We start from the raw sequence: 11,895 nt of genomic DNA on the forward strand, positions 1-11,895 counted from the left end.
CCCGTGCAATCCTGGCATGCATCGCCGGACTTATCTCGCCCAAACAACCAGCATGCATATCTAACGCAAACTGAGCCTTTGCTTTTGGTACGCTTGAAAAAGCGTGGCGTCCCCTAGGGGATTCGAACCCCTGTTGCCGCCGTGAAAGGGCGGTGTCCTAGGCCTCTAGACGAAGGGGACACAGGACCGCGACGCGACCGCGTCGGGGCCGAATGCTTAGACGAACACGCCCCCCCAATGCAAGCGCTTTCTTGCGGCCGGGCGCATCCCGGCCCGGACTCCCTGGTTTGGCGGAGATATGCTCGGCGCCGGGCCCGGCCGAACCCCGCCGTGGCCCGCCGTGGCCCGCCGTGGCCCGCCTTGGCCCGCGAAACCGGCCGAACCGAAAGCATTTGTTCAGGGTTCCGTGGGACACTGCCCGATGGCGGCGTGGGGACGCGGGCCGGAACAAGGCGCCCCCACGCCCGCCCCATCCCCGAAGACGACGACTCCGCGCCCTGACGATGACACGCCAGAGGATTCCGTGACCGAGACAGGCGAGAGCATGCCGACCACCCCCGCGCCCGAGGCTGCCGGGGCGCCCGCCGCGCGGCGGGACGGCCGATCGGGCAACGCGCCGCCCGGGCCGTGCCTGGGGATGCCGTCATGACGCCCCCGGGCGGCCCGTTCTCGTCCAGTGCCCCCGGCGCGCGCATGGGAGCGACGGCACGCTGGCCGGCCTATGGCACGCCGTGGCCGGGCGCCGGCGCCTCGGACCCGTCCATCGCGGCGCTGGACACCGACCCGGCCGGGTGGGCGGCGGCCCCCATGGCGCGCGGCTCGCTGGCGCTGTTCCTGGCGCTCTATCTGCTGCTGCTGGCCTTCTTCATCATGCTGACGGCCTTGTCCTCGCTGGAGAGTGAGCGCTCTCGCGCCGTCATGGACAGCCTGACGGTCACCTTCTCCCGCGCGGCCCCAGAGCCGCCGACCCGCGTGACCGTCCTGCTGGAGGACCTGAGCGGGCAGGAGCAGGCGGCGGAAACCTTCATCGCCCTGGTCCAGCAGGTGTTCGACGCCGCCGCGCCAACCGTGCAGGTGCGCCATCTGATCTCCGGGCGGTCCATCGAGGTGCTGGTGCGCGGCAACAGCATGTTCCGCCCGGGGGCGGACACCCTGCGGCCGGGACAGCTCGGCATGCTCGACGCGCTGGTGGCGGCCCTGTCGTCGCCGCCCCCGGGCCTGCGGTTCGAGATGGCGGCGGTGCTTCAGACGGGGCCGGCCGACACGCCGGACGCGGCGGCCGTGCCGCTACCCGTGTCGCCCCAGGCCCTGCCGGTGCGCCGCGCCGGTGTGCTGGGCCGCACCATGAACGCCCGGGGCGCGCCGCCCGGCAGCGTGGTGGTCGGGCTGGAGCCCGGCGAGGCGGGCTGGGTGCGCCTGACCTTCCGCGCCGTGGACGTGGCGCGCTGGCACCCCGACCTGCGCGAGGCGCCGGCCGACGCCGTCCCCATCGACGCGCCCGATCCCGCGGCGGACTCGGGCGCGCCCCCCGTCGAGGGTGCCCAACCGGGGGCGCCCGATGCTAGCCTTCCTGACCAGCCGGCCCCGCCGACCCCGCCCGGCGAGGCCGCCGGCCCCGCCGACCCGCAACGGACACCGCCATGATCGGCCCCAAACGCGATGGATCCTCGATCGGAACCGCCTGGATCGTGACCTTCAGCGATCTCGTGGTGCTGATGCTGGCGTTTTTTGTCCTGCTGTTCTCGATGTCGGCGTTCAAGACGGAGGCGTTCGAGCGCCTGAGCCAGTCCCTGACCGACACCTTCCGCCCGACACCGACCACGACCCGGGCGCCGGAGGGCGGGCCGGCCGGCCTGCTGGGCGAGATTCCGCCGCGCGGCCAGAGCCTGGGCTACCTGGCCGGCGTCCTTGAGGCTTTGTTCGCGCGTGACGAGCGATTTGCGGGCACACTCGTGCAAAGACTGGACGATCGACTGGTGGTGCTGATGCCCGCGGATCTGCTATTTGAACCCGGGGGGGCCGAGATCGCCGCGGAGGCGCGTCCGGTCGTGATGGAGCTTGGAACACTGCTGGCCAATCTGCGCAACCGGCTTGCCGTTGCGGGGCACACCGATCCACGTCCGGTGGCCGCCGGCCAGCCTTACAGAGACAACTGGGAGCTGTCGCTCGCGCGGGCGGCCGCCGTGGCCAACGGCCTGCGCCGGGCCGGGTTCGAGCGGCCGTTGACCGTCTGGGGGCACGCCGACACCCGATTTGAGGCCCTGGCGTCCGTGCCGGAGGCCGAGCGCGCGCGGCTGGCGCGGCGCGTGGATCTGGTCGTCCTGCCCGAGCGCGGGGAGGAGCCCCTGCCATGACGGGCCTTCACCGATCCACGACATCCGGACTGCGACTCTCCCGCCGCCGGCCGACCGCACGGACGGCCCTGCGGGCGCTGGTGGTCGCCGGGTTGCTGCTGGGCGGGCTCGGTGGCGTCGCGCCGGCCCTGGCCGCACCCGAGGTGGTGGCCACGGCCCACGACGGCTACGGCCGCATGGTGTTCCGCTGGGACGACCCGGTCCGCTACACGGTCGAGATCCAAAGCGGCAACCTGGTGGCCGAGTTCGACGCGCCGGTGCCCGCCGACGTGGCGCTGGTGCCCAGCCGCCTGGACGCCTACGTGGACACGGTCCGGGTGTCCGGCGACCGGCGCACGGTGACCCTGCCCCTGAAGGACGACTTCCGGCTGAAGGTGTTCACCCTGGGGGGCGGCGTGGTCATCGACCTGCTCGGCGGCCCGGAGCTGGCCGCACCCGCGCCCACCCCCCGCGACACCACGGACTCCGCCCCGGCTCCGGCCACGTCCGCGCCCGCCGCCGTGCGGGTCCGCACGGGCAATCACGACACCTTCCAGCGCATCGTGTTCGACTGGCCGCGATCCGTTGGCCACGAGATGACACGGGACGGCACGCGCCTGACCCTGCGCTTCGACCAGCCGGCGCGGCTGGGTGTGGACGCCATCCTGAGCGATCTGCCCGACGGGTTCACGGACCTCGGCACGCAATCCGGCGACGGCTCCAGCGTTTTCCAGATGACCGTGCCCGAGGGGGCCAACGCGCGGACCTTCGAGTCCGGCCCCAAGGTGGTGCTGGACGTCACCCTGCCCGACGACCCGCCCGCCCCGGCGGTGCCCCCGCAGGACTCCGCCGAGGCCCCGGCTCAGGCTGCCCCGGAGGCTGAGGCCGAGGCCGAGCCGGAGACCGAGGCGGAGACCGGGGCGGAGACAGCACCGCGTGAGGAGACCCCGCCGCCCGGCGCGGACGCCGCCGACACCGACGCGCCGGTGGACACGGGGCTTGCGCCGGACGAACGCGAGATTCCCGTGGATGCGCCCGCGACCGAGCCCGCGACCGAGCCCGAGCCGGAGCCCGGGGCGGCCCCGGAAGACACCGCCCCCCAGACCAACACGGACCCGGCGGACACATCCGACGTCATGCCGGAAGAGAGGCCGGAGGTCTTGCCGGCGGCCCTGACCGACGCACCCGACGACGGCGGCGCGCCCGAAGACGGCGGCGCCCCCGACGACTCCGCCATGACCGAGGACGCCGGGGACGGCGCGGAGGACGTGGCCCCGCCCTCGCCCCCGACCAGCGGCAGCTTCGTGAGTCTCGGCTTCCCCTGGGACCAGCCCACGGCGGGCGCGGTGTTCCGCCGCGCGGGCTATCTGTGGGTCGTGTTCGACCGCTTCCAGGAAGTGGACCTGGACCTGCTGCGCCGGTCCGGACGGGGCGTGGTCCGCACCATCGAACAGGTCCGCGTCGGGCCCAACTCCACCCTGGTCCGCATGACGACCGCGCCGGGCTACAACCCGTCGCTGCGGCGGGACGGTCTGCTGTGGGTGGTGGACCTGATGCAGCAGCCGCTGCGTCCCGAGCGCCCCATCGAGGTGGAGCCGCAACTGCAATCGCCCGTCGGCTCGCGCCTGCTGCTGCCGGTGGTCGAGGGCGGCCGGGTCGTGCCCGTGCGCGATCCGGAGCTGGGGGATCAGTTCTTCGTTCTGCCCCTGATCCAGCTTGGCCACGGCGTGTATCCCGCACGCTCGTTCCCCGAGGTGACCCTGCCGGTCACCGCCCAGGGCGTGGTGGTGATTCCGCACTCCGACCGGATCGAGATGCGCTCCAGCCGCAGCGGGGCCGAGATCGCCGCCGCCGACGGCGGCCTGACGCTGTCCGAGGAGGACACCCGCCTGCAGACCCTCAGCACACTCGGCGAGGGCGCGCTGAAGCAGATCTTCGACGTGCCCGGCTGGCGGCGGGAGGACGACACCATGTCCTTCCACGAGGTGCTGCAGGACCTTCAATACGCCGTCGCGGTGGCGCCCGAGAGCCGGCGCGGTCAGGCGCGCCTTGAACTGGCGCGCTACTACTTCGCCAACGGCTATGCGCCCGAAGCGCTGGGCGTGCTGCGCGCCATCGGCGAGGAACAGGTGGAGATGGTCAACACCGCCGCCTTCCGCGCGCTGCGCGGGGCGACGAATTTCCTGATGCACCGCAACGGCGAGGCCGTGGACGACCTCGGTCATCCCAGCCTGATCGATGTGGACGAGGCCGCCTTCTGGCGCGCCGCCGCCCAGTCCAGGCTGGGGCACGCGGGATTGCAGGCGTCGGTGTTGGAGGCCACCGGCGGCGTGCTGGAAACCTATCCGCCCGACCTGCGCATCCCGTTGTCGCTGGTGGCGGCGGAAGCGGCCATCGAGGCCGGCGACGATCTGGCCGCCAACACTTTCCTGGAGGCGGCGCGCGATCCCGAGTTCAACACCACGCACGACGAGGCCGCCATCAAGTACCTGGAGGGCAACCTGCTCGCCAGCACCGGCGCGTTCGAAGCCGCCATGGCCGCCTGGCGGGAGGCGGAGATCGGCCAGAGCCGGTTCCACGCCGCGCGGGCGACCAAGGCGCGCCTGGACATGGAATACGACCTGGACCTGATCGGCGCGGACGAGCTGATCGCCGGGCTGGAGGGCCTGCGCTTCGCCTGGCGCGGCGGCGATTTCGAATACGACCTGCTGCGCGAGTTGGGCGACCTGTACCTTCAGGAGGGCCGCTACGGCGACTCCCTGCGCAACCTGCGGCTGGCGGCGTCGTACTTCCAGGAGCGACCCGGGGTCGAGGAACTGACCGAGACGATGCGGCAGGTGTTCGACACCCTGTTCCTGGACGGAGCCGCCAACGACATGCCGCCGCTGAAGGCCATCGCCCTGTTCGACGAGTTCCGCGAGTTGACCCCGACCGGCAACAAGGGCGACGAGATGATCCGGCGGCTGGCCGACCGGCTGGTCTCGGTGGACCTGCTCGACCCGGCCGCCGGCCTGCTGGAGCGCCAGATCCGCTACCGGCTGCGGGGGCTGGAACGCACGCGGGTGGGGGCGCGGCTGGCGCTGGTCTATCTGCTCAACCGTCAGCCCGGCAACGCGCTGGAAGCCCTGGACAAAACCCGCTTCGCCCCCCTGCCCGAGCGGCTGGAGCGGCAGCGCCGCCACCTGCGCGCGCGGGCGCTGGCGGATACCGACGACGTGCCCGCCGCCATCGCCCTGCTGGAGAACGACTCCAGCGAGGATGCGCGGGTGCTGCGGGCGGAAATCCACTGGCGCGACCGCAACTGGGCCCAGGCCGCGCAGGCGCTGGCCGAACTGGTGCCGGCCCCGCCGCCGGGCGATGCCGAGTTGCCGGAAAAGGACGCCTTCCGCCTCATCGACTGGGCGACGGCCCTGACGCTGGCGGGCGACGAAACGGCGGTGTCTCTGCTGCGGGAACGGTATTTCGATGTGCTGGAGGGCACGCCGTTCCAGGACGCCTTCGACCTGGTCACCGCCACCCCCGAGGCCGGCTTGATCGACATCGGCTCTGTGGGGGGCAAGATCCGGCAGGCGGAGAAGTTCCGCAGCTACCTGACCGCCTACCGCGACCGTCTGCGCGAGGACCGCCTGAGCGCGATCAACTGATCCCGACGACCGTCCCCAAGACGGGCTGTCACGTTCACACATTTTCGAACGAAAGCGGCCGTCTTCGGCAAGAGGATGGACCACCAAGACACCAAGACACAAAGGGGTCGGCGCCTTGACGGACCCGCGGTTGCCCTCCAGCACGATGATGGAGGGCGAGCCCTATGATATTTTCGCCGCGCTCTTGGTGTTCTTCGTGTCTTTGTGGTCTATTTTTCCTCCGCAGCAGAATTCACCACAGAGACACCAAGGTCACAGAGCGGTCGGCGTCCGGCCAAACCGTTGCGGTTCCCGGCCGCGAGTCTGGAGAGCTTGACGCGATTGTGTTGAAGTTCCGCTCTTGGTGTTCTTTGTGTCTTTGTGGTGATTTTTCCGGCGCTGTAGGATCGTCCAGCGCCCTCTCGCCAAAGACGTGTGAATCAGATAGCTGCCGGGGGAGGACTCCGGGCACCATGACCCCGCGATCCCGGAATTCTGTGATGACCCCAAAGAAAACCCCCGCCGGGCGGACCCGACGGGGGCAGTAAGGCGGCGGTGAGGCCGGCCGGCGTCAGGCCGCGTCGATGATGCTGGCCGGCTCTTGTCCCGACTCGTCGGGACAAGAGCCATAGGCCGAGCGGTATTACGCCGTCTTGGGCAGTTCCCAGACCTCCGGCGCGGCTTCCAGCTCCGCGATCATCAGGTCGCGCATGGCCGTGATTTCCTTGGGCACGCGGTCACCGAACTTTTCGAACAGCTCCTGCTGGGTCTGCACCTCGCGCAGGGCCTTTTCCTTCTCGACGCTCATGATGCGGTTGTACAGCGCCTCGTCGAACGGCAGGCCGTTCCAGTTCATGTCCGAGTAGGTCGGCACGTTGCCCAGCGGGCTCTCGACGGCGTGGGCGTGGCCCTTGACCCGCTCCACGATCCATTCCAGGGCGCGCATGTTGTCGCCGAAGCCCGGCCAGATGAACTTGCCGGTCTCGTCCTTGCGGAACCAGTTGACGCGGTAGATGTGCGGCAGGCTGCCGGCCAGCTTGTGGCCCATGGTCAGCCAGTGCTGCCAATAGTCCGCCATGTTGTAGCCGCAGAACGGCAGCATGGCGAACGGGTCGCGGCGCAGGTCGCCGGGCTTGCCCTCGGCGGCGGCGGTCAGCTCGGACCCCATGGTGGCGGCCAGATAGACGCCGTGGGTCCAGTCCTTGGCCTCGAACACCAGCGGGAAGTTAGAGGCGACCCGGCCGCCGAACAGGAAGGCGTCGATGGGCACGCCGGCCGGATCCTCCCAGGCCTCGTCCAGCGACGGGCACTGGCCGAGCGGCGCGGTGAAGCGGGCGTTCGGGTGCGCCGCCGGGCGGCCGCAATCCGGCGTCCAGTCCTGGCCCTTCCAGTCGATCAGATGGGCCGGCGGCTCGTCGGTCATGCCTTCCCACCACACGTCGCCGTCGTCGGTCAAGGCGACGTTGGTGAAGATGCAGTTGGCGTGCAGCGACTCCATCGCGTTCGGGTTGGACTTCATCGAGGTCCCGGGCGCCACGCCGAAGAAGCCGTATTCCGGGTTGATGGCGCGCAGGCGGCCATTGGCGTCCGGCTTGATCCAGGCGATGTCGTCGCCGACGGTGGTGACCTCCCAGCCCTCGTAGCCCTTGGGCGGGATCAGCATGGCGAAGTTGGTCTTGCCGCAGGCGCTGGGGAAGGCGCCGCCGACATAGGTCTTCTCGCCCTGCGGGTTTTTCACGCCCAGGATGAGCATGTGTTCGGCCAGCCAGCCCTCGTCGCGGGCCTTCACCGAGGCGATGCGCAGCGCGAAGCACTTCTTGCCGAGCAGGGCGTTGCCGCCGTAGCCCGAACCGAACGACCAGATCTCGCGCGTTTCCGGATAGTGCACGATGTACTTGGTGTCGTTGCACGGCCACGCCACGTCCTGGGCGCCGTCCACCAGCGGCATGCCGACCGTGTGGACGCAGGGCACGAACTCGCCGTCGTCGCCCAGCACGTCCAGCGCCGCCTGGCCCATGCGGGTCATGATGCGCATGTTGGTCGCCACATAGGCGGAGTCGGAGATCTCCACGCCGATCTCGGAGATGTCCGAGCCCAGCGGTCCCATGGAGAACGGGATCACATACATGGTGCGCCCGCGCATGCAGCCGTCGAACAGGCCGTTCAGCGTGGCGCGCATTTCGGACGGGGCCATCCAGTTGTTGGTGGGCCCGGCGTCGCTCTTTTTCTCGGAACAGATGTAGGTGCGGCCTTCGACGCGCGCGACGTCACTGGGGTCGGAGCGGCACAGGAAACTGTTGGCTCGCTTCTCCGGGTTCAGGCGGATGTAGGACCCGCCCTGCACCAGCACCTCGCACAGCCGGTCATATTCGTCCTGACTGCCGTCGCACCAGTAGATTTCGTCGGGCTTGGTCAGGGCCGCAATCTCGTCCACCCAAGCCAGAAGCCGGGCATGTTTGGTCGGGGCTCCCGTCATTGTCTCACCTCCCGTTGACGCTAAGGATCTGCAAAACCGCATCAAACTGCCGGCAAGGGTAATCACATCCGTCTGGTGTCACAACCATTCCCCGGTCGTTTGGTGTACGGAATGGAACGGGCCGCGGGCTGCGCTGGCGCGGGGGGTGCGGATCATGGATCCTCCGCGACCAGCGCAATCAGCGCGGCGTCGGCGTCTTCGACCGAGGCGACCGGCTGCGCGAAGGCAAGGCGCAGAGCCGGGCCGCTGTCGGGCGGGCCATCCGGTACGACATCCAGCCCGTCCGCGTCCAGCGCAACCACCCGCCAGGCGCCAGGGCCGGCGATGCGGGTCAGGTCACCGGCGCGGGTCCTGGTCAGATGCGCGCAGGCGGCCTCCTCGGCCGCGTCCAGGGCGGTCGCGATATCGGACGGCACCAGGAGAGTCTCGGGGTCCTCGATCCACCCGGCGACGCCAAATCCCCCGACCACGTGGGCGCGTGTCACGGTCATGCGGTGCATCGCGAAGTCGGCGAAGCCGGCATACATCTCGGCGTAGGGATGGCGGGCGAGAAACCGGCGGCGCAGGGCCGGGTCCGGGTCCGGGGCGATCCGGCCCAGAAGGGTAACCCGAGCATCTTCCTGCGGGTTGGCGTGGACCGTGTCGGAGTCGATCACCAATAGCGCGGCGCGCGGGTCGGCCGTGAGGTTGCGGGTGTGCTCAGCCAGCCGGGACAGCAGCAGTACGGGAGCGCCCGTCTGATCGGTGGCGAGGGTCACCAGCGAACCGAAGGGCGCGCCGGCCAGGGGATCCGCATCCGGGTCGGCGACCGCCCTCGACCCGGGCCCCAACCCGGGCAACGCCGTGCACAGGGCAGCGCGAACGGCGCGGCGCACCAGTTTGCGGGCGGCCTGACTCCGAACGGACAACGGACGGGACGCGCGAATTTCCGACATCGCCGGGCAGTCTGCCCTCTTATCCGCGGGGGGTCCAGGGTGTTTGAGCAGGCGCAGCATGAATCGTTGGTGACGCACCCGGGGCGGGTCGCCGGGACTTGCGCAGGGCGTCTCGCGGGCGGCATCCTGAGGCGCACCCGGGGTTACGCAGTTGCGGCCCCGAAACAAATGGAGAGAGCCCGCCATGCGTCCGATGCCGAGTCTTGCCGCCGCTGCGGTGGCCCTGCCGATGGTGCTGTCGTCCGTGCCCGCCCTGGCCGGGGACACCACCCTGGGCCCCCTGACCGTTTCCGATCCCTGGGCGCGGGCGTCCGCCGGGATGGCGCGCGCCGGGGCGGCCTTCATGACCATTCGGAACGACGGGGCCACCGACCGCCTGGTGGCGGCGGACGCCGATGTCTCGGCCGTGGTCGAGCTGCACACTCATATCAAGGACGGCGACGTCATGCGCATGCGCAAGGTCGAGGCGATCGACTTCACCGGCGGCACCGAGACGGTGCTCCAGCCCGGCGGGCTGCACGTGATGCTGATCGAGCTGCACGCGCCGCTGAAGGAGGGCGAGACCTTCCCCCTGTCGCTGACCTTCGAGTCCGCCGGCACGGTCGAGGTCACCGTCACCGTCCAGGGCGTCGGCGCCATGGGCGGCCAAATGGGGGGCGGCCATATGGGGGGCGGCCTGTCCCACGGCACGACCAACTGATCCCGTCGCGGGGCGATCACCCGTCTCGGAGGAGGAACGACCCCGGGACGGGTGAAAAAAGCCCTTGCACGGCCCCGTTGGGGCTGTTACATACGCGCCTCCGCTGCACAGCGGACCCACCAAGCGGGTGTAGCTCAGTTGGTTAGAGCGCTGGCCTGTCACGCCAGAGGTCGCCGGTTCAAGTCCGGTCACTCGCGCCATATCCTTCCAAAACACAAGGCCGCCCCCCCGGGCGGCCTTGTGTTTTTTGTGCGCCGTCCTCCGGGCCGCCCGACCCTGGACAGGACGGACCCGACCGTCCCCAGATCGCCCCCTCTGCGGCGCCGGCGGGCATGCCCAACAGCGCGCTAACGACCTCCGGTCCATCTGTCGACTCAACACCTGTCGCACCTGCGGCGTTTGGGTTCAGTGCGCCAGATTTGGGGCCGGTTAATCTGCCCGCTGGACAGGACTCCAGAACGCAGTCACCATCGGAGCAAACCCTGGAGGTAAACCATGGCGCAGATGCAGGTTCGAACATTCTATGAGTTCTTCGCCGGTGGCGGCATGGTCCACGCAGCCTTGAAGGCTCGCGGCTGGCAGTGCGTTTTTGCCAATGACATCTGCGCCAAGAAAGCGGCAGCATATGCCGCGAACTGGGGCGCAAATCACCTACGTGTCGATGACATCCGAAGTGTCCGGGCAAGCGAACTTCCGGGGGTAGCTGACCTGTCATGGGGATCCTTCCCATGCCAAGATCTGTCACTGGCCGGCGGCTACGTTGGTCTTTCTGGCAAACAGTCCGGTACGTTCTGGCCGTTCTGGCATCTGCAGAAGAAACTTATGGCGGAAAGTCGCGGCCCGAGAACAATTGTGCTTGAGAACGTTTGTGGCGCACTGACCAGTCACGGAGGCAAGGACTTCGCGGCTATCGCCTCAGCATTTTCTGCCGCAGGGTATCATTTCGGCACAGTCATCGCAGACGCTGTTCACTGGCTACCCCAGAGCCGACCGCGCCTCTTCGTTATTGGCGTCCGGGGTGACGTTCCAATACCTGAGAAGCTCCGCGGCGCCCCTGACGATGTCTGGCACCCGGAAACAATGCTTGAAGCATATGGCGCAATCCCCAACACTGCAAAGAGGCAGTGGATCTGGTGGCGCATGCCCAAGCCAGCCGCTCGCAACGTTGCGTTTATTGATCTTATTGAGGACGAACCTACTGGCACGGCTTGGCACAGCAAGGAAGATACCGATTACATCGTGAGTCTTATGTCTCCACTGCATTCAAACCGACTCAAGGACGCCGTTGAGTATACGAAGAAGACCGCTGGACGAATGGTCGGCGGTATCTACCGACGGACGCGGCAGGGCAAGCAACGTGCTGAGGTCCGGTTCGATGGCATCTCAGGGTGCCTCCGGACACCTGTTGGGGGGTCGTCTCGACAGACGGTAATCCTCGTGGACAAAGGCGAGGTCCGAACGCGACTACTATCGCCCCGCGAAGCGGCTAGGCTCATGGGGCTTAGCGAGGACTACAAGCTGCCCCTCCGCTATAATGACGCCTACTATATCTGCGGTGACGGCGTGGCCGTGCCTGTGGTCCAATGGATCGCTGAACACGTTGTGGAACCTGTGCTAGATGCGGCAGATGCTCAGAAAGAGGCGACCAAAATCGCTGCCGAATAGAAGATAAGGCTTATCCCTTTGCTTCCGGCGCGATCAACATATCGTAGGTGATGGGCCCTTTGGTGGTGACGATGCCCAGTAGGGACCGAAAGGCTGCGTGCCGGGTGCGGCGGCGGTTGAAGCGGAAGACGAACTCATCGAGGTAGGCTTGCAGATGCTTGCG

At 68.8% G+C, this 11,895-nt stretch carries 7 protein-coding genes, 2 tRNA genes and 1 pseudogene; 6 read left to right on the forward strand and 4 right to left on the reverse strand.

The window, feature by feature from the left end; translation table 11 throughout:
• Positions 1-104: 104 nt before the first annotated feature.
• A tRNA-Glu gene (locus tag GHC57_RS17735) sits at positions 105-180 on the reverse strand.
• A 465-nt stretch (positions 181-645) separates the two neighbouring features.
• Here GHC57_RS17735 and GHC57_RS17740 point away from each other — a divergent pair.
• From GHC57_RS17740 to GHC57_RS17750, 3 genes are read left to right on the forward strand one after another with little or no spacing between them, the layout of a single operon-like run.
• Positions 646-1,644 (forward strand): hypothetical protein, encoded by a 999-nt coding sequence (locus GHC57_RS17740; RefSeq protein ID WP_153346758.1) that lies wholly within the window; start codon positions 646-648, stop codon positions 1,642-1,644.
• Positions 1,641-2,354: an OmpA/MotB family protein gene (locus GHC57_RS17745; protein WP_153346760.1), complete on the forward strand. Its 714-nt coding sequence runs from the start codon at positions 1,641-1,643 to the stop codon at positions 2,352-2,354. The genes GHC57_RS17740 and GHC57_RS17745 overlap by 4 nt, the downstream gene beginning before the upstream one ends.
• On the forward strand, positions 2,351-5,977 hold the full coding sequence (locus GHC57_RS17750; protein WP_153346763.1) for a tetratricopeptide repeat protein: 3,627 nt from the start codon (positions 2,351-2,353) through the stop codon (positions 5,975-5,977). The genes GHC57_RS17745 and GHC57_RS17750 overlap by 4 nt, the downstream gene beginning before the upstream one ends.
• 622 nt (positions 5,978-6,599) lie before the next feature.
• On the opposite strand, the gene GHC57_RS17755 is transcribed toward GHC57_RS17750, so the two are convergent.
• The gene (locus tag GHC57_RS17755; RefSeq protein WP_153346765.1) at positions 6,600-8,432 is read right to left on the reverse strand and encodes a phosphoenolpyruvate carboxykinase (GTP); all 1,833 of its coding nucleotides are present in this window, start codon (positions 8,430-8,432) and stop codon (positions 6,600-6,602) included.
• 152 nt (positions 8,433-8,584) lie between these two features.
• Entirely contained in the window at positions 8,585-9,367 is a 783-nt protein-coding gene (locus GHC57_RS17760) for a HugZ family pyridoxamine 5'-phosphate oxidase (protein ID WP_170294957.1), read from the reverse strand.
• Positions 9,368-9,551: 184 nt separating this feature from the next.
• Here GHC57_RS17760 and GHC57_RS17765 point away from each other — a divergent pair, with 184 nt between their 5' ends.
• From GHC57_RS17765 to GHC57_RS17775, 3 genes are all read left to right on the forward strand, one after another.
• Positions 9,552-10,067, forward strand: a complete 516-nt coding sequence (locus GHC57_RS17765) for a copper chaperone PCu(A)C (RefSeq protein WP_246152471.1) — start codon at positions 9,552-9,554, stop codon at positions 10,065-10,067.
• A gap of 123 nt (positions 10,068-10,190) precedes the next feature.
• Positions 10,191-10,267 (forward strand) — tRNA-Asp (locus tag GHC57_RS17770).
• A gap of 295 nt (positions 10,268-10,562) precedes the next feature.
• Positions 10,563-11,732 carry a DNA cytosine methyltransferase gene (locus GHC57_RS17775; RefSeq protein ID WP_211369238.1) on the forward strand — a complete coding sequence of 390 codons (1,170 nt, stop codon included), beginning with the start codon at positions 10,563-10,565 and terminating at the stop codon, positions 11,730-11,732.
• 10 nt (positions 11,733-11,742) lie between these two features.
• On the opposite strand, the pseudogene GHC57_RS17780 reads toward GHC57_RS17775, so the two are convergent.
• Positions 11,743-11,895: pseudogene (locus tag GHC57_RS17780) on the reverse strand (IS1595 family transposase); the annotation flags it as partial.

The sequence above is a fragment of the Roseospira navarrensis genome (assembly GCF_009601025.1).
Lineage (GTDB): Bacteria > Pseudomonadota > Alphaproteobacteria > Rhodospirillales > Rhodospirillaceae > Rhodospira > Rhodospira navarrensis.

Excerpts from the sequence above, each read along its gene's own strand:
- GHC57_RS17740 (WP_153346758.1), top strand. The coding sequence starts at position 646 with ATGACGCCCCCGGGCGGCCCGTTCTCGTCCAGTGCCCCCGGCGCGCGC.
- GHC57_RS17745 (WP_153346760.1), top strand. The coding sequence starts at position 1,641 with ATGATCGGCCCCAAACGCGATGGATCCTCGATCGGAACCGCCTGGATC.
- GHC57_RS17750 (WP_153346763.1), top strand. The coding sequence starts at position 2,351 with ATGACGGGCCTTCACCGATCCACGACATCCGGACTGCGACTCTCCCGC.
- GHC57_RS17755 (WP_153346765.1), bottom strand. The coding sequence starts at position 8,432 with ATGACGGGAGCCCCGACCAAACATGCCCGGCTTCTGGCTTGGGTGGAC.
- GHC57_RS17760 (WP_170294957.1), bottom strand. The coding sequence starts at position 9,367 with ATGTCGGAAATTCGCGCGTCCCGTCCGTTGTCCGTTCGGAGTCAGGCC.
- GHC57_RS17765 (WP_246152471.1), top strand. The coding sequence starts at position 9,552 with ATGCGTCCGATGCCGAGTCTTGCCGCCGCTGCGGTGGCCCTGCCGATG.
- GHC57_RS17775 (WP_211369238.1), top strand. The coding sequence starts at position 10,563 with ATGGCGCAGATGCAGGTTCGAACATTCTATGAGTTCTTCGCCGGTGGC.